Consider the following 23,705-nt stretch of genomic DNA (forward strand, 5'->3'; position numbering starts at 1 on the left):
CGGCAAACTCCCGCTCGAAGCCAAGGCAGCTTCCGGCGGAAATGTTGGTTCCGGAGCGGGAAAGCCCCGGGCAAGTGGCCACAGCCTGCGCAATGCCCACCAGCAGCACATCCAGCACGGTGGCGCTGCGCTCGGCCTTGCGCCCCCGGCGCACCCGGTCGCTGGCAAACAGCAGGCAGCCCGTAACGAGCAAGGCTCCCGCCACAACGTAAATATTGTCCGACAATCCTTCAATCCAATCCTTTATGGGAAGCACCGCGAACAGCGGTAGGGTTCCCACGATAATCAGAAAAATCATCCGCCGGGCCGGAGGCAATGGCGTGGGCGTGGTGCGGTGGACCAAATCCCCCACTCCGAGGAACAGTTCCCGCACCATGGCCTTGATATCATCCCAATAGGCCGCAAACACGGCGGCCAGCGTGCCCATGTGCAGCAGCACGTCAAAAAAGTCCGGTGGGGTTCCGACGCCCGCCTCTCCCAGCAAATATTCCGCGATGGCCAGATGCCCGGAGCTGGATATGGGCAGGAATTCCGACACGCCCTGAATCAGCCCCAGGACGACAGATGTCAGCAGTGACAAAAGCTCACTCTCCTTCTATGTGTGGGAACGTTTCTTTCTAATTCCCGCGCTGCCCGCGGGAGGGCGGCTCTCCGGAGCGCCGTTTTTATGCGCCGCCTGAAAGCCCATTTTGAATTATAAGTATACCACGCCGGTCCGAAAAATTCCAGTCATATTTACACCTTGTCTTGGCAGTCGCATCCAGAGAATTCACGGAGAACCTCTTGGGCGCTTCTTTGCCACCCCTCCGAATCCCCATCTGAACGCTTCGGAAATCTTTTCGGAGGCATTGGGCAAGCCGGGGCGGCGGGTTGCCCCGCCGCCCCGTATGTTCTTTTCACAGTTATTAGAAACCGGCTTTTATAGCTTCTCTAAAGCGGCCCGGGCGGCGGACTGCTCCGCCTCCTTCTTGCTGTGGCCGCCGCCCTCGCCCGCCACCGCGCCGTTGAGCAGCACCTCTGCCACAAAGGTCTTGTCGTGGTCGGGGCCGCGCTCGGCCACCATGCGGTAGACAAGGGTCTGATCCGGCTTGCGCTGAATCAGTTCCTGAAGTTCCGTCTTAAAGTCCCGCCGCCGTTCCTCCACGGCTTCCTCACACTCTGCGTCCAGAAGGCACCGATGAATCAGTGCGGAGGCCGCCTGAATCCCGCCGTCCAGATATACGGCGGCAAACACCGCCTCGGTGGCGTCCGCCAAAATGGAGGTCCGCTCTCGGCCCCCGCCGGTTTCCTCGCCCTTTCCCAGCCGCAGATAACGGCCCAGCTCCAGCTTCCGCGCCACCTCGTACAAGCTCTGCTCGCATACCAAAGCCGCCCGAATACGGGTCAAGTCCCCCTCCGGCAGGTCAGGATGCTGCAAAAATAAAAACTCAGCCGTCACAAAGCCCAGCACCGAGTCGCCCAGAAATTCCAGCCGCTCGTTGCTGTTCATCTTCCGGCCCCGATGCTCGTTGGCGTAGGAGCTGTGGGTCAGCGCCTCCTCCAGCAGCGGCAAAGTTCGAAAGGCATAATTTAGTTTTTTCTCCAGTTCCTTCATAAAAGCGCACCCACTCTCTCCCAAAAGGAAACCCCGCTCGGAGCGGGGTTTTCCTCTCTTATCTGTTCAGTTTTGCGGCGATATAGCGGACAGCATCCCCCACGGTTTTCAGCTCGCTCAGATCGTCCTCCTGAATTTCGCCCACGTCAAACGCCTCTTCCATGGCCATCACCAGCTCCACCAGGTCCACGGAATCCGCGCCCAGATCCTCCTCAAAGGAAGTCTCCATGCTTACTTCGTCGGCCTCTTTGGCAAATTGCTCGGCCACCAGATCACGCATTGTCTGAAATACCTCTTCATTCGACATACCAGTCACTCCTCAGGTCACAATTGTTGGAGTAATCATACGGCAGCGCCGCATATCTGTCAATAGGGTATCAGATTTTTTCCGCCAGATCCATCTGCATCTGCGCAACATTTGCCTCCACATCGGCAATAAACCCGCTTGCGGCAAATTCCGCCGCGCGGCGCACCGCGTTCTGGATTGCCCGGGCGTCGGACCCGCCGTGGGCCTTGATCACCGGCTTGGTAATGCCAAGAAACGGCGTTCCACCCACCTCTCCGGGGTCCATCATCCGCTTGAATTCCGCCATCTTATCCTTCATCAAAAGCGCGGCCAGCTTTGTCTTGGTCCCGGACAGAAACAGACCTTTCAGCTCCTTGGACATGAGCTTCGCCGTCCCCTCCAGAGATTTAAGCATCACATTTCCGGTAAAACCGTCCGCCACAATCACGTCCGCCCCGCCAAGCATAGCGTCGGATGCCTCGATGTTTCCAATGAAGTTCAAACGGCCCGCGCGGGCCGTCTCCTCCAGCACGGTATAAGTTTCATGGCGCAGAGCGTCGCCCTTTTCGCTCTCCGCGCCGATGTTCAAAAGACCCACACGGGGACGCTCCACGCCCATGACCTTCTGCGCGTACAAACTGCCGAGGAACGCAAATTGCAGCAGATACTCCGCCGTGCACTCCGCGTTGGCCCCCGCGTCGCACAGCACGGCCTTTCCCCCCAGCACGGGGATTTGCGGGCACAGCGCCGCCCGGCGCACGCCCCGGATGCGCTTTACCACAAGCGTCGCCCCGGCCAGCAGCGCCCCGGTGGACCCGGCGGAGACAAACCCGTCTCCCAGACCCTCCTTCAGCATGTTCAGTCCCACGGTGAGAGACGAGTCCTTCTTCTTTTTAAACGCCGTGGCGGGGTCGTCGGCGATTTCCACCACCTCCGACGCGTCCTTAATCTGCACCCCGGCAGGCAGGGTCTTTTCACCGCAGCCCTCCACGGCCCCCAGCACCTGCGCCGCCCGACCCACCAGCACGATTTCCGTGCCGTAGGCTCTGTGGGCCGCCAGCGCGCCCTTCACAATTTCAACCGGGGCGTTGTCCCCGCCCATTGCATCCACGATGATTTTCATGCAGCCATCCCTTTCGCCGCGCCCGCGGGCGCAAAATCTCTCTAACGGAGCGCCTCTTCCCGCAGGCCATCTATGATGTTCAGCGACCGAAGGGAAATCTCCGTGTTTTTATCCCGCTTTCCCTTGACCCGATGGTCTAAAGGCGGCATGATGCCAAAGTTGACGTTCATGGGCTGGAACCGGACCACCGACTGATCGCAGACATACAGCCCCAGCGCGCCGATGGCGGTTTCCCGGGGAAAGTCCAAAGGCGGCAGTCCCCGCAGGCGGCGCGTCAGCTCCACCGCCGCCAGATACCCGCTGGCGCAGGACTCCACATAGCCCTCCACCCCGGTCATCTGCCCGGCAAATGTAACACGCGGCTCCTTTTTCAGCCGATAATACCGATCCAGCAGACGGGGCGAGTCCAAAAATGTATTGCGGTGCATTACGCCGTAGCGCAAAAACTCCGCGCGATGCAAGGCGGGAATCATGGAGAACACCCGCTTCTGCTCCGGAAATTTCAAATGGGTCTGGAATCCCACCAGATTGTAAACGCTGCCGTCGGCATTGTCCCGGCGAAGCTGCACCACCGCATAGGGCCAGCGCCCAGTGCGGGGATCGTCCAGCCCCCGGGGCTTCAGCGGGCCGTAAAGCAGCGTGTCATGACCCCGGCGGGCCATGACCTCCACGGGCATACAGCCCTCAAAGACCTTCTGGTCCTCAAACCCGTGAACCGGCGCCTCCTCGGCGGCGGTGATGGCCTGCCAGAACGCGTCGTACTCCTCTTTCGTCATAGGGCAGTTGACATAATCCGCAGAGCCTTTTCCGTAGCGGGACCCCAGCCACGCATGGTCCATGTCCACGCTGTCCGCTGAAATCAACGGCGCGGCGGCATCGTAAAAATGCAGGTCGGTGTCCGTGCCCAGAAGCGCTTGCAGGCGCTCCGCCAGCGTGTCGGAGGTCAGGGGGCCGGAGGCAACCAGCACCTCGCCCTCCGGCAGCTCCGTCACCTCGCCGGGAACCACGGTGATATTGGGACATGCCTTAATCCGCTCTGTCACCAGCGCGGAAAAGCCCTGACGGTCCACCGCCAGCGCACCGCCTGCCTCCACCCGGGTTTCGTCGGCGCAGGCAATCACCAGCGACCCCAGCCGCCGCAGTTCTTCCTTCAAAAGGCCCGCAGCGTTTTCCAACTGGTCGCTGCGCAAGGAATTGGAGCAGCACAGCTCCGCGAAATCGTCCGTCACATGGGCAGGATTTTTCTTTTGCGGCTTCATCTCCAAAAGCGTCACATGGGCGCCCCGGCGGGCCAGCTGCCAGGCGGCTTCGCTCCCGGCAAGGCCCGCTCCGATGACCGATACGTTCATACGTGTGTCCTTTCGCATGCCCGGCCCCCGCGTGGGGCGCTTCGCGCCGATATGGCGCGGGGCAAATCAGATTTCTTCGTCGGAGACGGCCTTTTTCCCGGCTGGCTTTTTCGCAGTTTTCGCCGGGGCCTTCTTTTTGGCAGCGGCAGTTCCTGCCGCCGTCTTTTTGGAGGCGGGCTTTTTCGCGGTTGTTTTCTTAGCCGCCGTTTTCTTTGCCGCAGGCTTTTTCGCGGCTGCTTTTGCAGCCGGTTTCTTCGCGGCGGGCTTCTTTTCGGCGTCCGCAGCTTCCCCGGCAGACTCTCCGCCCTCGTCGGTAGTTTTCTTGGGATAGCCCCGCTGGTCCTCCGGCAAGAAGTTGGAGCAGGCGGGGTTGACGCAATAGGGCCGCTTATACCCCCGCCCGGACCGCTTGAACATGGTCTGCCCGCATACGGGGCAGTCGTCCTTCACCGGCACGTCCCATGTCATAAAGTCGCACTTGGCGGCTTCATCTTTGGCGCTGCGGTGCTCACAGCAATAGTAATTATACTGCTTGCCAGACTTCTTACTCACGCCGGAGCGCTTCATAATCCGCCCGCCACACTTGGGGCAGCGGCCCGGCATCACCACCACCAGCGGCATGGTGAAGCTGCAATCGGGATAGCCCGGGCATGCCAAAAACCGCCCGAACCGCCCGGACTTTACCACCAGATTTCGCCCGCATTCGGGGCAGATTTCCTCGCTCACTTCGTCGGGCACCTTGATACGGGTCCCTTCAAGCGCTGTTTCCGCGTCTTTCAGGCTCTGTTCAAAATCGCCGTAAAACTCCCGCAAAACACCCTTCCACGGGGTCATTCCCTCCTCCACAGAGTCCAGCTTCCGCTCCATGTGGGCGGTAAACTGCAAATCCGCGATGTCGGAAAAGCGCTGCTTCATCAAATCCGTCACCACCCGGCCAAGGTTGGTGATTTTGAGGTATTTGCCTTCTTTCACCACATATTCCCGGTCAAGGATAGTAGAAACGGTGGGCGCGTAGGTGGAGGGGCGGCCAATGCCCTGCTCTTCCATGGCGCGAATCAGCGTTGCGTCAGTATAGTGGGCGGGGGGCTGGGTGAAGTGCTGATCCCTGCGGAACTCCTTCAGGCCCAATGCCTCTCCCTCCCTCAGGGCAGGCAGGGGAGATTCCTTTTCTTCCTTTTCCTCGTCCTTGCCCTCTTCGTAAACGGCGGTGTAGCCCGCAAATTTCAGGCCCGAGGCGGTGGCGCGGAAAATGTGCTCTCCGGCGGCAATGTCCACGGACACGCTGTCGTACACGGCGTTTTCCATCTGGCTTGCCAAAAAGCGGCTCCAAATCAGCTTGTATAGCCGATACTGCTCCCCGGTGAGGTCGCCCTTCACCTGCTCCGGCGTCAGCTCCACGCTGCTGGGACGGATGGCTTCATGCGCGTCCTGTGCGTTGGCCTTGGCCTTATAGTGGCGAACCTGCGCGGGGTAGTATTCTTTTCCGTACCGGCTGAGAATGAAGCTCTTGGCGGCCGCCTGCGCTTCCTCGCTGATACGCAGAGAATCGGTTCTCATATAAGTGATCAGACCCACCGCGCCCTCGCCCGCGATGTCCACGCCCTCATAGAGCTGCTGGGCAATGGCCATGGTGCGCCGGGGGGTCATACTCAGCTTTCGGGACGCGTCCTGCTGGAGGGTGGAAGTGGTAAACGGCGGAGAGGGGCTGCGCTGCTTATCCGTCCGCTTCACGGACTTGACCGCGAACGCCTGATTCTTGGTCTCCTCCACCACGGACTCCACTTCGTCCGCGGATTTCAGCTCGACTTTCTTGCCGTCTCTGCCGTGGTAATGGGCGGTAAATTCCGTCTTCTTCCCGTCGTCGGTGCGCAAAAACGCGTCCAGCGTCCAGTATTCCTCAGGCTGAAAGGCCTCGATCTCCCGCTCCCGGTCGTCCACCATCCGGGTTGCCACGGACTGGACCCGCCCGGCGGAAAGGCCCCGGCGGATTTTCTTCCACAAAAGGGGACTGAGCTGATAGCCCACGATGCGGTCCAGAATACGCCGGGCCTGCTGGGCGTCCACCAGATTCTGGTCGATGTCCCGGGGCCGCTGAATGGACTCCTGCACTACTTTTTTGGTAATCTCGTTAAAGGTCACCCGGCGGGTTTTGTCATCCGGCAGGTTCAAAAGCTGCTTTAAGTGCCAGGAAATCGCTTCGCCCTCCCGGTCGGGGTCGGTTGCGAGATACACGGTGTCGGCGGACTTGGCGGACTTTTTCAAGTCTCCAATGATGTCCTCCTTGCCCTTGATGGGCTGGTACACCGGATCAAAATCTCGCTCCACATCCACGCCCAGCGTGCTCTTGGGCAGATCCCGCAAATGGCCCATGGATGCCTTTACGCGGAAATCCTTTCCCAGATATTTTTCAATGGTCTTGGCCTTCGCGGGAGATTCCACGATGACCAGGCTTTGCTTTGCCATAGTTACCTCCAAAACTTTGCGGGAGTTGAGTTGTGATCAAAAATTTATGGGGTGAGGGTCACGACGCGGACATACCGCTTGCCCTCTCTCTGGGTTACAAATCCGTCGATTTCCAACATGGTGAGGGCCGAGAGTACCCGCCGCACAGGCAGCTCTGTCAGCTCCGCCAAATCGTCCACCGCCATAGGCTCCTCCGTCAGCGTCTGCAAAATCAGAATCTGATCGTCGGTCAGCCCCGCGTCTTTGGCGGAGAGGACGGGCAAGGCGGGAATTGCCGCCTCCACGGGCTGACCCGGCTGCTTTTCCGGGGGCGGCGGTGCGGCACGGGTCTGCCCGCGCAGTTTACCCGGAAACAGCGCCTCATACTCCCGCAGAATGTCCCACGGCTCCGCCGCCACCATAGCTCCGTCCCGAATCAGGCGGTTGCAGCCTTTGCTGTTTTCTGCGTAAATGGGACCGGGGACGGCAAATACGTCCCGCCCCTGATCCAGTGCCATTCCGGCGGTAATCAGCGCGCCGCTGCGAGTCGGGGCTTCCACCACCAGTGCAGCCACGCTCAGGCCGGAGATAATGCGGTTACGGATGGGAAAATGACCGGGCAGCGTCTCCGCACCCGGCGGATACTCGGAAACAAGACAGCCCGCGGCGGCCACGTCTTCATACAGCCACCCGTTTTCCCTTGGGTAAATCACGTCGATTCCGCCGCCCAGCACACCGATCACCAAGCCGCCCGCCCGAAGCGCGCCCTGCGCGGCCACGGAGTCGATGCCACGGGCCAAGCCCGTGACCACCACCGCTCCTGCCTCCGCAAGGCCGAAGGACAAATCCTCCGCGCAGCGGATGCCGTAGGGCGAAGCCTTCCGCGTCCCCACCACGGCGACGGCGGGCAGCTCGTCCACCGCGGGAAGCCTGCCCCGGATGTACAAAAGGCAGGGCGGGTCGTAAATACTGCGCAGGCGGACGGGATAGGCCGCGTCATGGAGCGTCAGCAAATGCAGGCCCAGACGCTCACAGTTCGCCAGAATCCGGTCCGCTTCCGCCAAATCCTTCTTCCCCAAAACCTCCGCTTCACGGCGGGAGATTCCCTCCGTAAGCAACAGCTCATCCCGGTCGGCGCAGTAAATATCCTCCGGCGTGGGAAAGCGCTCCAGAAGCGAGAGCTTCGTCTGACTGCCGACGCCTTCCAGCCGGGAAAGCCAGACCCAGTATTTCAGCATGGACATGTCCGTCCCTCCTCTATCCCCGGCCCCGGGCCATCTCCCACAGCAGCGCGGCGGCGGCCGCCGCCGCATTCAGGGACTCGCAGCGCTCATTCATGGGGATTTTTACCGTGGCGGTGCAAAGAGCAAGCATTTCCTGAGAAAGGCCCCGGCCCTCGCTGCCGATGGCGGCGGCGGCACGGGTATAGTCCAAATCCCGAATGTCCCGCGTATCCGATTGCAGAGCCGCGCCGTACAGCGGAATGCCGCTTTTATGCAGCAGTGCGGTAACTTCCGCCGCGCCGCAGGTCCACACCGGGCAGCGAAACGCCGCGCCCATACCGGCCCGCAGGGTTTTGGGATGGTAGAGGTCGGCGCAGCCGTTCACCAAAAACAGCCCGTCCGCCCAAAAGGCGTCCGCCGTACGGAGAATGGTGCCCACGTTGCCGGGGTCCTGCACTCCGTCCAGCACCACGTAGCGCCTGCCATCCAGCGTTTCTGGCAGGACCGTCTCCCGCATCCGGCAAATGGCCAACACGCCCTGGGGCGTTTTGCTGGGAGCGATGGATTCCATCACGTCCTCCGTCACCTCCACCGTCCGGACGGAGGGCGGCAGGCCATCCAAGGCCCGCCCCGGTGTGGTCACCACGGTGTCCACCGTCTGGTCTGCCCAGCGGAGAGCCTCCTCCACAAGCTTTGGACTGTCGCAGAGGAAGAGGCCTGTCTCCCGGCGAAATGCGCCGTCTGCCGCCAGCTTTTTCAGCTTCAGGCAGAGAGGGTTTTTTCTGCTTGAAATTCGCTCCACGGCCCCGCTCCTCACCCTCAAATTTCAAAACGGGCAGCCGATACATTAAATAGGTAGGCCCCGGATTTTGATGTGAAAGTGAGTATATCATACGCCGTCAAACAATTCAAGTCAACGATTTTGCGCCTAAATGGGGTTTTTTGCCGCTCTAACGCCACTGAAAAGCCCCGAAAAATCCCGGCTGCATCAAAATACGACAGGCCTCGCCCGGTTGGCGCCGGTTCCAGCTCCAACCGGGCGGACGGTCAGCTCACCCGCACTTCAATCTGCTCCGCCCGCAGCGCGCCGGCAGAACATAAGGCGGCAAACAACTGGTCACGGCGGCAGCCATGGGGCATCCGTTCCGCCTGAACAGGGACGTTTAGAGTTACATACGCAGGGATCGGCGCGCCGTCGTACAGCGGCAAGGTCACGGCGCAGTGCAGCTCCGGCCTGGGCGCGAACAGCAGCAGCGCTTCCGCCGCTTCCAACTGCGCCGGGGCGGGACGCAGCAGCAGCGACACGCCAAATTCCCGCCGAAGCTGGCGGGCCAGCTCTTCCCCGCCGTCCGGAATGTCCAGCAGCACATAGCGATAACGCAGACTCAGTTCCGTCACCGCCCGGACCAGTTCTCCCGTAAGATAGTCGGCGCACACCGCCACTCTGGTTGCCCCTGAAATTTCCCGGCTTGCAAGCTCAGCCCGAAGCCACTCCCCGGCGATACTGCGGTACAAGCGCGTCACTTCAACGGGAAGCACACCGTATTTCGCAAAAATTGCCTCATAGGGAAACGCCTCCGGAAATACCGCACGGGTAACGCCCACTTTTTGAAGCTTTTTCGCGGCCCCCGCCGCCCTGCGGCGCAAAACGGCAGCCGGAGTATTTTTCCGGCGAAGTAACCGCGCTTCCAGAAACCGCATTCGTAAAATCGCAGATTCACCCGCCCTGCGGGGCGCTTTTTCCTCCGTCCATGCCACAAATCCAATCATGTCAACCTCCCTGCCCTCCCGTGGGAAACTCGGAGCGGCCCTTCCGTGCCGTAGCAAATCGCTTCGGCAGGCGAAAAGCCCTCCCGTCCCATTCCTATGGGACAGGAGGACTTCTTATGCTGAGAAATCAGCGGGAGAGAGAATAACCTGTGAGATAATTCAGTGGATTGATGCGCACGCCGTTTTCTGAAATCTCAAAGTGGAGGTGCGGCCCGGTGGAGTTGCCGGTGGAGCCGGTAACACCGATAGAATCGCCTTGATTCACATAGGACCCGGCGGTGGTTCCAAGGCTGCTCATATGGGCATACAGGGTGGTGTTGCCTCCGCCGTGGGAAATGACCACGTAATTGCCGTAGGAGCTGGAGCGCTGGGCCACAATCACGGTGCCCGCCTTGGCGGCGTGGATGGTGGTGGTATAGCCCACCCGTCCGATGTCAACTCCCTTGTGGTTTGTGGAGCCGATGCCCCCCGGAGACGAGCGTCCACCAAAGGTGGAGGTGATATACCGGCTGTCCACCGGCCAGATATAGCCGCCAAGAGCTGCGTTGGAGGGCTTTCCTCCGTTGGCTGCGGCCTGCTCCGCCGCAAGCTTGCGGCTCAGCTCTTGAATTTCTTTCTGGATGGACTCCTGCTCTTCGGCAAGACCGTCGATCTCGGCCTCCGTCTCGTTCTGGTCGCTGGCAAGCTGGCGAATCAGGTCGTTGGCCTCCGCACGCTGGGCTTCCAGTTCGGATTTCTTGGACACAAGCTCTTTCTTTGCTGCCTCCGCGTCGGCTTTGGACGCGGTAAGCTGGGCTTCCTTCTCCGAAATTTCCTCCTGAAGGGCCTTGAGCTGGTCAATCACCGCCTGATCCGCATACATAATTTCATTCACCGCGTTCAGCCGGTCCAGAAGGTCCGTAAGGCTGTCGGCCTTAAAGAGGACGGACCAATAGCTGACGGTCCCCCCCTCCTCCATGGCCCGCACCCGGCGGCAGAATAACTCGTACTGAGCAGCTTCCCGCTCCTGCGCGTCGGCCAGCTCCGCCTGAGTCTGGGTAATCAGGGCGGCATAGGTGGAAATCTGCGTCTCCACGTTGCCGATTTCCTTTACCTGCACGGCAATCTGCTGATCCAGCAGCTCCTTCTTCTTCATGACCTGCGCCTTGTCATTAGAAAGGGCCGAAAGCTTTGCCTTCAATTCCTTTTTCTGCTTGTTCAAATCGGTAGCGCTGGTTTTCAGCGCGTCGATATCCGCCTGCTTCACGGCGGCCGCAGGCTGGGGCAGCAGCACCGCAGTGGAGATTATCAAAAGAGCCATCAAGCCCGCCGTGAAGCGCTTCATCCGTCTCATCAATGTTCCACCCTTCCGCATGTTTCGTAAGGCACGGCTTACACCTGCAAAAACCGCCGGATGGCGGACAGACTGCCTCCCACGCCCACGACAATTCCGGCCACCAAAAACGTGGCCGCCACAGGAAGCCAAAGCTCCCCAAAACTCATCACGTTGATAAGCTGAAGCGTATCGCTGCTCTCAACCCCCTGGGCCACGGCCTCATACAGCGTCCATTGCAGCAGGAAGGCCGCCACCGCGCCGGTGGTGCCCAGCATAAAGCCCTCATATACAAAGGGCCAGCGGATAAAACCGTTGGTGGCGCCCACCATGCGCATGATGGCAATTTCCTCCCGCCGGTCAAAGGTGGTGAGCTTGATGGTGTTGGACATGATGAACACGGACACCACAAGCAAAATCACTATCAGCGTCACGCACACCACCGTGGCGATGTTCCGCACGGTAATCAGCCCGTCGGAAAACTCCTCGTAGGCAGTGACTTCCGCAATGCCCTCCACCTTCTCCACGGCAGCCTTCGTCTCTCCCGTCAGCCGGATGTCCACGGTTTTTACGGCGAATCGATCCCGGAAAATTTCCGGGTCAAGATCCTGAAACGCCGACTCGTCGGTGTATTTCTCCTGAAAGTTCTTGGTGGCCTCTTCCTTTGTGATGAAGGTGGCGGAGGCCACGTTTGGCTGGGCCTCAATCTTACTCTGGAGCAGCCGTGCCTGCTGGGTGGTGTAGCTCTCGTCCACATACGCGAGGATTTCGTTGTCCCGCTCCATATCCAGAAGCTGCTGGTTGGCATTCACCGCCACCAGAGAAAACGTGCCCATAATCAAAAGGCAGGCCACAGTGACGCCCACGGCCGCAAAGGACATAAATCCATGGCTGAACATATTGGAAACGCCCTCGTGGAAAAAATAGCGGAAATTATGCCTTCCCATGGATATGTCCTCCCACATAGCGCCCTACGGAATCGTTGATGATACGGCCGCCGTCGATGGTGATGACACGCTTTTCAAAGCGGTCCACCAGATCCTTTTCGTGGGTAACCACCACCACGGTGGTCCCCAGCGTGTTAATTTTTACCAACAGCCGCATCAGTTCCAGCGACCGGTCCGGGTCCAGATTGCCGGTGGGCTCGTCTGCAATAATGGTGGTGGGGTTGTTCACCAGTGCCCGGGCGATGGCAACCCGCTGCTGCTCGCCGCCGGAAAGCTCCGTGGGGAAATGGGAAGCCTTTTCATCCAGCCCCACCAGCTTCAATACATAGGGAATGCGTTTGCGCAGCTCCTTCTCCCCCATACCCACAGCCCGCATGACAAACGCCAGATTGTCATACACCGTTTTCTTCTCAATCAGGCGGAAATCTTGAAAAATCACGCCCACGGTCCGCCGCATCAAGGGCAGTTGCTTGTCGGTGATGTTACTGACGGAAAACCCGTTGATCATCACCCGGCCCCGAGTGGGCTCCACCTCCCCCGTAAGCAGCTTGATAATTGTCGATTTACCCGCGCCGGAGGGCCCAACCAAAAAGATGAACTCGCCGTCCTCGATGGTGAGTGTAATGCCCCGGATGGCCTGCGTGCCGTTGTCATATTCCATTTCCACGTCCTTCAGACGGATCATATACGCACCTCGCTCCGATCCGGCAGGACCGCCGGAATTTCCAATTTTCTGGGATGGTAGACATAAATCTACAATCGATTGTATTATATATGCTTTTTCCCCATCATGCAAGTGAAAATATGAAATGTATCCGGAAAATTCCCGGACGCACAGCATTTTCCGTATCGCCCTCTTTTTCTGGTCTTCCGCCCCGCAAAAAAGGAGGACGGCTTGTGCCGTCCTCCCTGATCCGCGGCTTTAGTTTAGCCGCACCTCTTTTGCCGATTCGGGCTGAAAACAGCCCTTCATGTCGTACTTGTTGTACCCGGAATAGTCGGACAGGGCCCGGCCCTCCAGAGAATAGCTGCGGATGAACCGCTTGCCGTCCACCGAGGTCCAGTTTTCCGCATCCCATGTGAGATAGCCGTCCTCGTCGGTCTGCTTTTCGGCGAAAAGCAAATCCACCTGCCGGTTGTGGTTTGCCACAAGGTCCACCAAATTGTCCCAGCTTAACTCCTTCTCGCACTTTTCAATCAGGTCGTTGACTTTCATTTTCTTCCCCCTCAGCCCACGTAGCCGGCCTTTCTCAGAAGTTCCATAGACCGCTCGCTGTTGGCCTCGCTCATCATCACCAGCGGGCCTGTGCAGCCCATGCCGCTCTCGGCGTAAATCCCCGCCTTCCACAGCACGCGCACCGCATCCTCCAAATCCATCACCTCGATGCCCGCGATGCTGGCAGTCACCGGCTCGGCGGGCGGGGCTTTCACTTCCTCCGTCTCCGCGGCGGGCTTGAGGCAAGCGGTTTTCCGGGCCTCCAAAAGCTTGTTTAGGCCAGCCTTTTCCGCCTTGGTAAATTCCTCTTTCGCCACGTCGAATACCTTACCCCGCACAAGCTGAGCGGCAAATTCCAGCGCGCTTGCAATCAGCGGCGCACCGGAAGCACGGGAAATAATTAAAATCAGCTTTTCATAGCCCTTTCCAATGCCGGGGCCATAGCCATACCCGCTGGACTCGAAGCTGCCGCCGGTGGTGTAGGCCGAGAGCATTTTAATGAGGACGTTTCCGGTGAGGGGGTCCGTTACCAGCACGTCCGACGTGCCTTGAAGTACATCGTTTCCCCGCAGCACCGCGCCCCCGTCGGACCGGGCAGACTCCGCAAACCGGAAGGAATACCCGCCCGCCTGAAGCTGGCGGAGGGCAGTTTCCGTCTGGCGCGCGCCGTCCACGTTCAGGATTCCCACGGTGGGGTCGGCAACACCGCTGGCCTTGGCGGCAATGATGCCGTAGACCGCGTTTTTAATCATTCCCTCCACCCGGTCGGCACTGGAGGTGCCGGTGGTAGTGGCGATAAACATCTCCCGGCCCTTGGCGGGGGTCACCACCCGGCCCACGGTGGACACACCGATGGGGAACGGAAAGTGCATGGTCACAGCCCCGTCCACCGCGCCGCTGTCCACCAGCTCCTCCATTTTCTTGTGGCCCTCGTCCTCGCCTGAAACCTTCACGGTGGTTACGCCCGGGGCTTCCAGCGTGCCGATATAGTACACATCCACGCCCCGCTTTGCCGCCATTTGGGCGGCGGCGATGGCGTTTTCCTCGCCGTGCTCGCTGCCCATTCCCGTCAGCGCAATTTTGGGACGAATCCCGTAGGAGCCGCTTTCCAGCCCCTCGGCCATTTCCAAGAAGGTTTTGGCGATGGTTCTTTGAAGATTACTCATGCCGCACCTCACTCAATCTGCCTGCGCCAGCAATGTGGCCGCAAATTCCTTCATCGCCTTGGCAATCATGTCCCGCACCTGCTCCTCGCCCACGCCCGCTTGAGCGTCCTGCTCCCCGGCGTTTTTCTGGACGACGAAGGACACGCCGTCAAACAAGTTGGTCATGCGCCCAAGGAACAGCGAGCCCTTGCCCACAATCATAACCCGGCTGATCTCCCCTGCCAGCAGCTCCTCCCGGGCGAAGCCCAGATAAGGCACGCCCGAGGGAATGTGCCCCTGGGTAGGGGCCCAGCCGGTGAGGCCGTGCTTCACGGTGAAGTTCACCAGCTCCGCCTTTTCCAGCTCTCCCCGCTTCACCGCCAGCGCGGCGATCATCTTATAGTTGGAAAGGGGCACGTCGCCCGCCCCGGCGGGCTTTGTGATGTCGGGGTTCTGCATCTCGGGGGAGTATTTATCAATGTCGGTGATTTTCAGGCCCGCCCGGTCCAGCGGGTCGGTGACAAGGCTGGAAATGACCGCTTGAGGAGCGGAGCCGGTGCCCACGCTGTGGCGGCCCAGCAGCTCCAGATTGATTTCAGGGTTCACGCCGTCGTTCTCCGTGACCACCACGGCAAAGCCCGCCACCATATCCTCCAAAATGGGAAGGCCCTTTTTCACATGGTCCTTGCCGTTCATGCCAAGCTTTGCCGTGCAGCCCCCGGCGGTGACCACCACGGTTTTATATGCCCCGGCCTGCACCAGCGCGGCGGCCTCGATCATCGCGTGAGCGGGAGCGGCGCAGAAGCTCCTAAGATCGGAGCCAGTGGCCCCGGAAAGGCCCGCAATCTCCGCAGCGGCCTTGGCAAAGTTGCCGCCGCCCCGCTGGTTCATGTCGCCGCAAGCTTCCTCCGCGCAGTCGATGACGTAATCCACCTGAGACTTTTCAATTCCCGCGTTTTTCACGGCGGTGAGCAACGCCAGAACGGAGGACGCCTTGGACACCAAGTTTTCCATCATCACATGGGCGGAGAGGTTTCCGTCGATGTCGTGGGCGCGGTTTACGCATCCAACCAATTTGTCGTGGTGATACAACCCCTCGGAATGCTCCTGCTCCACCAGACGGGCAATCTCCGCGCCGTCGATTCCGTCACGAATGCGGGCCAGAATCGTCTCATCCATCAGGGGATTTGCGGCAATGTCACTCTTGTGGGCGGCCACAAAATCTCGATCCAGCTTCACAAGGTCGAACACGTCGCAGCTTTGCAGCAGCAGTAAAAACTCCTCCTGCGGCATCATCTGGCCGAATTTGCCGAAGCGCCCGTTTACGTCGCAGGTCTTGTCATACCACGGCTGTTCCACGGCGGCAAGCTCCGCCGGGGTTTTGTTGCCGATGTAGACCTGATTGGGCCAGTAGGACAGGGCCTGCTCAAAGCTCCGCAGGTGGGCGGGCAGCGCCTTTAAATACTCGCTCTCCGGGTTGACGATGCGCTCCGTGGTCTGGGTGGTGCCGCTGCGCAGCACCATGTCCGGCGTGTGGGCCAGAATGTAGCCCGCGCCCTTGATGACACTTTTCATGGCAAAATACCGTCCTCTCTGCACTTTCAAATCAATTTTTAGGTGTTCCCGGTCCTCCGGCTTTTGGTAGAATCTTTTATTAGTAGAATCTTTTATTAAATGTATCTGCGCATATCTTACAAGGTATGACGGAGCATTTACAGACAGCCGCGTATAAAAGGCGACAGCCGCCAATTGCGCTGTAACGCCTCATGCGCTTAGGGTTGGTCGAGTGCTTTGTGGAAGAATTTCACTTCTCCTTCGGTTTGATTCGCATTTTTAAGAATCTTGAGCTTCCCTTCCCAAGTTGCTTTCGTTTCCCTAAATCATTTGCAAATTTGTCAAATATGTCTCATTTCTACCGTGACTTTTCGTTTTTCCTCAAGCCATTCCGTGTTTCCCAAGCCGTTTGGCCGCCGCTGCGGAGAGACGCAAAAGCGCGGCGCTTTCGCGCCTCTCCCCGGCGACCGCCGGGGCCTTCTCTTAAAACGGAGGGACGGCGGCTTCTGCCGCCGCCCCCGCCGATTTCGGAATCAAAACTTGCAGTATTGCTCCCGAATGCTGGTCATCTCATTGACGATGTCGTCAACGTCCAAAACCATTTCCATCATGCTCACCTGCTCCTCGTAGACGGCCTCGTCAAATTCCGTCTTAATTTCAGGTTCGCACACATGATAAACCCTGAGTCCCAACTGGACTCCTGTCAATGGACCGGCATAGGTCGGGTCACCATTGGTGACCGTTTCAGCCGCAAGGCCGGAAGCCTCGCCCTCAGACGCGCCCAAAAGAACGACTACGTTCTCGGGGCCATACTGCTCGGCGAATTCCTTAACCCGCTTCTGATTCTCCAGATCCATTGCACCAGCGGCCGTTCAGACGAAGCACTCCGTCGAGGAAAACACGACCTCGGCGCCGGCGCTCTTGGCGCAAGCCTCGATGGCCTGGCCGGGGATGCCGTCCCGGTCGCCAATGATGACAACCTTCTTGCCCGCTAAGATACCCATGTTTCTGTTCCTCCTTTTCTGTAAGATTATAGTCAGCCGGACAAACAGGGATTCCGGCCCGCTACCTGAATTTGCAGCCTGAAACGCTTCCGGCCCCGCAGGGCGGGGCTTCTGACTCAGGCGTACTTTTTGATCATGGCCTCCACGTTTTCGGGCGTTGCGTCGTCCTTCACGCAGGAGTCGATCATCTCTCCGTTTTCATACACGGCAATTACCGGCAGACCCAGAATCTTCTGCCCGATGGCAAGGCGGCGGGCCTTGGTGGTGTTCAGGGCGCAGAATTTCAGACCGTCGCCGCTATACTTTTCCGCGAACTCATGGACGTGGGGCATCAATGCCGCGCAGGGGACGCAGCCGTCTCCATAGAAGTCCACAACGACCTTGCCGGGGGCTTGAAGCACTTCGGCTTCAAAGGTTTCCTTATCCAGTTCCAGCATATCCTTCGCTCCTTTTACTTCAGATTTGAGGTATAGTGCTCCGCCTGCATGGCGGCAATCGCGCCGTCTGCTGCTGCGGTGACCACCTGCCGCAGGCTCTTCACCCGCAAATCCCCTGCGGCGAACACGCCGGGGAGGTTGGTGTGCATATTGTCGTCGGTGCGGATATAACCGTTTTCCATATCTACCGCACCCTCGTACAGCTTTGTATTGGGCAGCAGGCCGATGAAGCCGAACAGGCCGAACATCCCGTCTTCCTCGTCCGCCTCCACGGTAGTCAGCTCGCCAGTTTTGGTGTTTTTAATCACCATCTTGGACAGCAGCTCGTCGCCGTCCGCTTCTTCCACCACGGAATCCCACATAAAGTGCAGCTTGGGGTTGGCAAACGCCTTTTCCTGAATGGATTTGGCCGCCCGCAGCTCCTCCCGGCGGTGGATAATTGTGACCTTCCGGGCGAATTTCGAGAGATACATAGCCTCCTCCACGGCGGAGTCGCCCCCGCCCACCACGAAGACCTCAAAATCCTCAAAAAACGCGGCGTCGCAGGTGGCGCAGTAGGAAATGCCCTTGCCCAAGAATTTGGCCTCGTTTTTGCAGCCGATGGGCCGGGGAAACGCGCCGGTGGCGAGAATTACGGTTTTTGCCAGATACTCGCCCTTGTTTCCCGTCACCTTCTTCACGTCGCCGGAAAGATCCAGCGACTTCATCACGTCGCTCACCCGCTCCGCGCCGAACTTTTTGGCCTGCTCCGTCATCCGGGCCACCAGCGAGGGGCCGGTTTCCCCCTCCAAAAGCTGCCCGGGATAGTTTTCAATTTCACTGGTAATCGCGATCTGTCCGCCATCCTGCCCTTTTTCAATGATCAGGGTATCCAGCCGACTGCGCCCGGCATACAGTCCTGCGGCCAATCCCGCGGGGCCGGCGCCCAGAATAATTACGTCATAGGTTTTGCTCATTGCTATCGCTCCCATGCTCGCTCCCCGGCGGCGGCCAGGCCGCCGCCGGAGGCGATGTTCAACTTTTGTCAGACCTCGAAAATGGTCTGGTCCTCCACCTCGGTGGTCAGGGCTTCCAGAGCGCGGGCCACCAGCTTTTTGCGCAAAGCGTATTCTTCCTCGTGGGCCAGCGCGGGGTTTCCAAGGGGATGGGGAATCGCGATGGTGGGAACGATTCTGTTTGCGCCCACCGTCATGGAGATCGGCGTAACCGTGCACATATGCACAACGGGGATACCCGCCCGCTCAATCTCTTTTACCATCGTTGCACCGCAACGCGTGCAGGTACCTCATGTGCTGGTCATAATGACCGCGCTTACGTTGGCTTGAAGAAGCTTCTGCGCGTATTCGGCGGCAAATTTTTTGGACGAGGCCACGGCGGTGCCGTTGCCCACGGTGGTGTAGAAGACATCGTGCAGCTTGCCGATTCTTCCCTCCCTTTCAAACTCCCGCAGCACATCCACGGGCAGCACGCGGTTGGGGTCCTGATTGGCGTAGACGGGGTCGTAGCCGCCGTGGGCGGTTTCGTATGTCTCCTCCGTCAGTTTCTCCACGCCCTGAATGTTGTATTCGCCGTAATGCGAGGCGTTGGAGGACTCGATATGGTCCGGATTTCCCTTGGGGACGATGCCGCCGGAGGTGCACAGGGCGACAATTGCATGGCTCAAATCCTTTACGGCCTTGTTGGGGGCCACCCGGTCAAAGGATGGCATGGGATATTCGGTGGTAAAGGGCTTTCCCGAAAGCTTTGCCACCAGCATATCCACGGCCCGCTTGGAGCCGCGCTCCTTGTCAAAGAAGTTGCGGCGGATGCCGTTGGGCAGATACCCGTCCTCGCAGGAAGCGCCGATTTCCTCGCCGTGCATCAGCTTCATGGCAAGCTTTGCCATGGCGGGAGCGGCCTTGCGCATACCGGCGGCACTGTTGGTGGTTGCGACAATCAAAACCTTGGTGCGCAGATCCGCACCGGGGTTTTCCTCGTACATTCCGGTGAGAACGGGAATCCCCAGATCGTCCTGAACAGCCTGACAGATGTTGGCGCAGGCGTAGCCGTACCGCCCGGCGTTGAAGGCGGGACCGGCGATAAACAAGTCCGGCTTTGCCGCCTTGACCCATTCCAGTACCTGTGCCTTGGCGTCCTTTTCATGTTCGGCAAAATAGGAGTCGCCACAAACGATGGTCTGCACCACCTCTGCCTCGCCCTTCCATGCCTGATTGAAGGCAAGGCCGGGGCCTACATGGCCTTCCCGCAGCTCGGGCGGCACATGGGCCATTTCCTCGCCGCCGATGTTGGCAAAGAACTGGTTGATATAGTGTACGACGCGATAACTCATGCTTTTCTCCTCCTCTCCTTATCTGGCGCTCAGGCGGTTAAAGCCCATTTCGTTGGTAGCGCCGGTAATGACCTGAAGCTCCGCCTCGATGGACCCGTCCGGCCGCAGGGACCCGACGTGCCCGCCCGCAATTTTGTCCACGTAATCCAGCATCCCGATGACCTTGTCAAGCTTGGGAAGGATCACCACCTGATTGGCGTTTCCGCCGGTGACCACCGCGTCGGCCAAGGCGTCCGCGTCCGCAAGGGACTGAGACTTGCCGTCCTGCCCGGCGTATTCGTCGGTAATCAAAACGGTGCGGATGCCCTTTTGCTCGGTCTTTTTGCAGTTCATAATCAGGTCGGTGTCAGGATTGCCGAAGCCTTCCTCGGAGACGACCACGCCGTCCAGATCCAGCAGCCGGGTAAGCTTGGAGGCCCAGTCGGAAGAGCGCTGCTTATCAGCCAGATACACGTTTTCGTTGGTGATGATGTTGCACACGTAGTTAATGGTCTTGCCGTGCTGCTCGAACAGGTCCGCCACCACAGGGTTGTTCTGGTGGTGATAGGTGGTGTTCTTGTCGCAGGCGGACACGCAGTTGCCGGAGATGATCGCCCCGTCCATGGTTTCGGTGGGATTCAGCAGGGTGGAGATAATCTTCTTCGCGTCCACGCCGTAGACATAGGTGTCGTGGAGCAGGCCCTGACTCTGGAGCATATGAACATAGCCCACCCGGGGAAGGTCGGGGAGCTTTTCCATGCCCTCCTTCACGCCGTAGGTCTCAAACTCCCGAGTCTCGTCGGGGGTCACGTCGCGGCCAAGCTCGCCCACAAAGGTGGCGGCCCGCAGGCCCGCCATGCGGACGGCGTGCTCGTACTCGTGCTGATGGACGCTCTCCATCGGCTCGCACACCAGCACAAGATTCAAAAGCTTTGAGAACGGGGTATAGTCCGCGCCGGGGCCGGTCATGTCAATAATGCCCTCCTGGAAGCCCACGATCTTGCCCGCGGTGACAATGGCCATGCCCTTCAGCACATGGGTTTTTCCTGAGCCAACGGTATCCACCTTGGCAATAACGCCGGGGAATTCACCGCCGGGGCCCTCCACCTTCACGCGAGGCTCGATCACGTCCTTCACCGGGGTAATGCGCACGCTCTCGCCGGGTCTTGCGATGTCGAATCTCGCCGACTTGATGCAGGCTTTCACGTCGTCGTCTTTGAAGATAAAATCCATGACTTCATCGGCATTGACGGAAAGCGTTCCGTTTTCTACCTTGCATTCCTTTGAAAATTGAATGTCCCGAATCTGGATAAAGCCCAATTCCAATTTCAAAGTGAGCACCTCCTTCTTTTCATTTTATTTGCCTGCGTTACTAAGTCCTGCCGCAGCGTCAAAGCCCAGAGCGCCGGAGAGCAGGGTATAGTCGATCAGTTGGAAATCCTCCAGCACGCTCTGCGTAAGCGTACGGCGGCGGGGCGTAAGCTTGTCGCATACCTCGATGCTGCCCGCAATCAGTCCCGCCTGCTCCGCAGAAAATTCCCCAGAGGTTTTGGACACCACCACGGATTTATAGGGCGTTTCGTTGGGCTTCACGCTGCCGGCCAGAGGGTGGGTATACAGAGTATGCCCGGCATACACCATATCCCGCGCCTTCACCAAAATTTCCCGAAGGGTCAGTTCCTCCGCAAAGAGAATTTCGTATCGCTCGGCCATGCATGCTTTTACCAGGGGATTATTTGTAAGAATCAGATATTGCCGCTCGCTGATCACAGCCTCGTCCCCCTTTCCAAAGCAAAAACAGAATCGGACAGCACAAACCTGTGCTGCCCGACTCTGTTGATTTACCTGAGAGATTCCCCGCAAAATACGGGTTGCTCCTTCGGCGCTTTCGCTTTCCAGAGGGTTGTCGGGCTGCAGTCCTTTCGCCTGAGATGTTCATATCGCGCCGGCAAGCTAGCAATACTTATACCTTCGGCCCCGCCTCCAATGGGCAGATCTCCTGCAACCGTCATCCAAATCATTCAATTTTCCAAACCGGACACTTGCCCCGTCTTTATACCCATTGTAATCTCCACATCTCTTGGGGCGCAAGAAAAAAAGGGGATTTATAATTTTTATCTATAAATCCAATTCAGCAAATTGACGGAGCCAACAATTTGGAATTTTCTGATTTTTTCCATTGAAATCCTTATGCTTTGTTGATTTTTTCACAGTTTATCAGTGATTTTATCAGCGGATTGCAGTAGCTTTTGTGAAATCATTCTATATTTTTCTACGTTTTGCACAATTCTAAGAGGTCGATTCAGGGCTGCGGAGGTAAAATCCCTCGGCAAAGCTGTAAAACACCTGCGCGGAGGGAGAAAGCACGCTGTTTTTCCGGCGGAGAAGATAGAGCTTGCGCCGAATCCGGATTCCGGGCAGCTCCAGCGTCAAAAGCTTTTCCCGTTCCTCCGCCGCGCTTTTGGAGAGAATGGCAACGCCAATCCCCTCTTCCACCAGCCGCTCCACCTCCTCGTTGGAGGATGCCTGTGCGGCAATATTTACGCTGGCGGGGTCCACGCCCATGGCCCGGAGAAACAGCTCCGTTTCCCGGCGGGTGCCGCTTCCCTCCTCCCTGATCACAAAAGGCTCACGGGCGGCGCGGCGCAGGGAGACCCCCTCGTCGCGCCAGGCCCGGTATTTGGGAAGATTGGGAACCACCAGCACCAATTGATCGTTGGCAAACTCCCGTGCAACGTACTTGCCACCGGGAAGCGTGCCGCAAAAACCCAGCTCCGCCTCCCGGTCCGTCACCTGACGCACTGCCCCCGCACTGTCTGTGATGCGCAGATCGAATTTCACGTCGGAGTTCCGCTTTTGAAACGCCGAAAACAGACGGGGCAGAAAATACCGGCCCGGAATCGTGGACGCGGCAATGACCACCGTGCCGGACAAGTCCGTTGCAAACCGGCGCAGGGCCTCGTCCGCCTGCCGCCGCAGGGACAGCATCTGCCCGGCATATTGAGACAGAAGCCGTCCCGCCTCCGTAGGGCCAGCTTCCCGTGTGGTGCGGGCAATGAGCGTCAAGCCCAGCTCTCGCTCCAGCGCCGTCACATGGGAGCTGACGGTGGGCTGGCTCACACCCAGCGCCTCCGCGGCCCGGGAAAAGCTGCCTGTTTCCACCACCCGGGAAAACGCCTCCAACTGCCGAAAATCCATGGATTCTCCTTTCGCGGGCGCGGTTCCCGCTACGCGTATCCTCAAAAATTTGCTTGAGATAAAATCATTGATCAATCTTCTTTTTAACCCAATTGTTCCAAAATATCCGAAAAAGGGGACGCCGCGCGTTGGCGCGGCGTCCCCTGGCGGGAATATGTGGGAATCGAACCCACCTGGGCAGCTCTTCACCACCCTCACCGGTTTTGAAGACCGGGGGGCACACCAGCACCCATCTACTCCCACGAAAATCGCCGCTTCCACGGTCGACGGCGCTATTGTAGCACGTCCTTCGTGAAATGGCAATACCCAACTCAAGCGCGTTTCTCCCCGTCTTATGGACAGCTCGGGGCAGGCGTTTTGGCGGAAAAACGCCTCTCAAAGTCCCGTGAAATCAGGCGTTTGCACCCTGCGGATATGAAAGCAGCACAGCTTCCGCCTTATAGTCCGTCATCCGCCAAAAAGCTTTTATCCGCAAGGCGGCGGAGGTCGCCCTCCTTTTTCGTCACATGGAAACGATCCAGATATTCAAGCACCGCAAGTGCGTATTTCCGGGAGGTCCCCAGCGCGTCCCGCAGCTCCGCCAGCGTGATCGTCTCATGCTCCGCGAGGTGGTCCCGGACCGCGCCCCGCGCCCGCAGCCACGCGTCTTTGTGATGGCAAATCTGAGGGGAAAGCATCACCAGTTCCCCGCCGGTAAGTACACTGTCCAGCACCTGCTTTGCGTCTGCGGCTTCTCCCTGCAAAAATTGAGCCAGCATCTCCTCGGTGGTCGGCGGCTCGATGCCAGCCTTGCGGTA

General features: G+C 59.0%; 23 protein-coding genes, 1 tRNA gene and 1 riboswitch. All 24 genes read right to left on the reverse strand.

Features of this window, described 5'->3' with window-relative positions:
• Nucleotides 1–580: undecaprenyl-diphosphate phosphatase (locus RTK01_RS08865; RefSeq protein ID WP_312280635.1), on the reverse strand; the 580-nt coding region annotated here is incomplete at its 3' end.
• A gap of 339 nt (nt 581–919) precedes the next feature.
• The gene (rnc, locus tag RTK01_RS08870; protein WP_312280636.1) at nt 920–1,594 is read right to left on the reverse strand and encodes a ribonuclease III; all 675 of its coding nucleotides are present in this window, start codon (nt 1,592–1,594) and stop codon (nt 920–922) included.
• Between the two features lie 58 nt (nt 1,595–1,652).
• Nucleotides 1,653–1,901 (reverse strand): acyl carrier protein, encoded by a 249-nt coding sequence (acpP, locus tag RTK01_RS08875; protein ID WP_293009202.1) that lies wholly within the window; start codon nt 1,899–1,901, stop codon nt 1,653–1,655.
• Between the two features lie 70 nt (nt 1,902–1,971).
• Nucleotides 1,972–3,003 (reverse strand): phosphate acyltransferase PlsX, encoded by a 1,032-nt coding sequence (gene plsX, locus RTK01_RS08880; RefSeq protein WP_312280637.1) that lies wholly within the window; start codon nt 3,001–3,003, stop codon nt 1,972–1,974.
• Nucleotides 3,004–3,044: 41 nt separating this feature from the next.
• Entirely contained in the window at nt 3,045–4,352 is a 1,308-nt protein-coding gene (trmFO, locus tag RTK01_RS08885) for a methylenetetrahydrofolate--tRNA-(uracil(54)-C(5))-methyltransferase (FADH(2)-oxidizing) TrmFO (protein WP_312280654.1), read from the reverse strand.
• 66 nt (nt 4,353–4,418) lie between these two features.
• A complete protein-coding gene (gene topA / locus RTK01_RS08890; protein ID WP_312280638.1) occupies nt 4,419–6,815 on the reverse strand; it encodes a type I DNA topoisomerase in 2,397 nt (798 codons plus the stop codon).
• A 44-nt stretch (nt 6,816–6,859) separates the two neighbouring features.
• Nucleotides 6,860–8,038: a DNA-processing protein DprA gene (gene dprA / locus RTK01_RS08895; RefSeq protein ID WP_312280639.1), complete on the reverse strand. Its 1,179-nt coding sequence runs from the start codon at nt 8,036–8,038 to the stop codon at nt 6,860–6,862.
• 13 nt (nt 8,039–8,051) lie between these two features.
• Nucleotides 8,052–8,819, reverse strand: coding sequence for an RNA methyltransferase (locus RTK01_RS08900; protein ID WP_312280640.1), 768 nt, complete (start codon nt 8,817–8,819; stop codon nt 8,052–8,054).
• A 245-nt stretch (nt 8,820–9,064) separates the two neighbouring features.
• Entirely contained in the window at nt 9,065–9,787 is a 723-nt protein-coding gene (locus RTK01_RS08905; protein ID WP_312280641.1) for a hypothetical protein, read from the reverse strand.
• 127 nt (nt 9,788–9,914) lie between these two features.
• On the reverse strand, nt 9,915–11,120 hold the full coding sequence (locus RTK01_RS08910) for a peptidoglycan DD-metalloendopeptidase family protein (RefSeq protein WP_312280642.1): 1,206 nt from the start codon (nt 11,118–11,120) through the stop codon (nt 9,915–9,917).
• A gap of 38 nt (nt 11,121–11,158) precedes the next feature.
• Nucleotides 11,159–12,046: a permease-like cell division protein FtsX gene (ftsX, locus tag RTK01_RS08915; protein WP_312280643.1), complete on the reverse strand. Its 888-nt coding sequence runs from the start codon at nt 12,044–12,046 to the stop codon at nt 11,159–11,161.
• Complete coding sequence (gene ftsE / locus RTK01_RS08920; RefSeq protein ID WP_293009220.1) at nt 12,033–12,731, reverse strand: cell division ATP-binding protein FtsE; 699 nt, start codon at nt 12,729–12,731, stop codon at nt 12,033–12,035. Before ftsE ends, ftsX begins: the two co-directional genes overlap by 14 nt.
• A 237-nt stretch (nt 12,732–12,968) precedes the next feature.
• Nucleotides 12,969–13,262, reverse strand: a complete 294-nt coding sequence (locus RTK01_RS08925; protein WP_312280644.1) for a hypothetical protein — start codon at nt 13,260–13,262, stop codon at nt 12,969–12,971.
• Between the two features lie 11 nt (nt 13,263–13,273).
• Nucleotides 13,274–14,428, reverse strand: coding sequence for a glycine/sarcosine/betaine reductase complex component C subunit alpha (grdD, locus tag RTK01_RS08930; protein ID WP_312280645.1), 1,155 nt, complete (start codon nt 14,426–14,428; stop codon nt 13,274–13,276).
• A gap of 12 nt (nt 14,429–14,440) precedes the next feature.
• Nucleotides 14,441–15,982, reverse strand: a complete 1,542-nt coding sequence (gene grdC, locus RTK01_RS08935; RefSeq protein WP_312280646.1) for a glycine/sarcosine/betaine reductase complex component C subunit beta — start codon at nt 15,980–15,982, stop codon at nt 14,441–14,443.
• Nucleotides 15,983–16,494: 512 nt separating this feature from the next.
• Nucleotides 16,495–16,965 carry a glycine/sarcosine/betaine reductase complex selenoprotein A gene (gene grdA, locus RTK01_RS08940; RefSeq protein WP_293009227.1) on the reverse strand — a complete coding sequence of 157 codons (471 nt, stop codon included), beginning with the start codon at nt 16,963–16,965 and terminating at the stop codon, nt 16,495–16,497.
• Between the two features lie 116 nt (nt 16,966–17,081).
• Nucleotides 17,082–17,402, reverse strand: coding sequence for a thioredoxin TrxA (locus RTK01_RS08945; RefSeq protein WP_312280647.1), 321 nt, complete (start codon nt 17,400–17,402; stop codon nt 17,082–17,084).
• Between the two features lie 14 nt (nt 17,403–17,416).
• Nucleotides 17,417–18,358 carry a thioredoxin-disulfide reductase gene (gene trxB, locus RTK01_RS08950; RefSeq protein WP_312280648.1) on the reverse strand — a complete coding sequence of 314 codons (942 nt, stop codon included), beginning with the start codon at nt 18,356–18,358 and terminating at the stop codon, nt 17,417–17,419.
• Nucleotides 18,359–18,426: 68 nt separating this feature from the next.
• Nucleotides 18,427–19,731 carry a glycine reductase complex selenoprotein B gene (grdB, locus tag RTK01_RS08955; RefSeq protein WP_312280649.1) on the reverse strand — a complete coding sequence of 435 codons (1,305 nt, stop codon included), beginning with the start codon at nt 19,729–19,731 and terminating at the stop codon, nt 18,427–18,429.
• Between the two features lie 18 nt (nt 19,732–19,749).
• Nucleotides 19,750–21,042 (reverse strand): glycine/sarcosine/betaine reductase component B subunit, encoded by a 1,293-nt coding sequence (locus RTK01_RS08960; protein ID WP_312280650.1) that lies wholly within the window; start codon nt 21,040–21,042, stop codon nt 19,750–19,752.
• A 24-nt stretch (nt 21,043–21,066) separates the two neighbouring features.
• Nucleotides 21,067–21,480, reverse strand: coding sequence for a GrdX family protein (locus tag RTK01_RS08965; RefSeq protein ID WP_312280651.1), 414 nt, complete (start codon nt 21,478–21,480; stop codon nt 21,067–21,069).
• Nucleotides 21,481–21,533: 53 nt separating this feature from the next.
• Nucleotides 21,534–21,619: riboswitch (glycine riboswitch) on the reverse strand.
• Nucleotides 21,620–21,999: 380 nt separating this feature from the next.
• Nucleotides 22,000–22,908: a selenium metabolism-associated LysR family transcriptional regulator gene (locus RTK01_RS08970; RefSeq protein WP_312280652.1), complete on the reverse strand. Its 909-nt coding sequence runs from the start codon at nt 22,906–22,908 to the stop codon at nt 22,000–22,002.
• 144 nt (nt 22,909–23,052) lie between these two features.
• A tRNA-Sec gene (locus RTK01_RS08975) sits at nt 23,053–23,149 on the reverse strand.
• A 196-nt stretch (nt 23,150–23,345) separates the two neighbouring features.
• On the reverse strand, nt 23,346–23,705 hold a 360-nt coding region (locus tag RTK01_RS08980), incomplete at its 5' end, for a SelB C-terminal domain-containing protein (RefSeq protein WP_312280653.1).

It is taken from the genome of Oscillibacter sp. (genome assembly GCF_031978065.1).
Lineage (GTDB): Bacteria > Bacillota > Clostridia > Oscillospirales > Oscillospiraceae > Oscillibacter.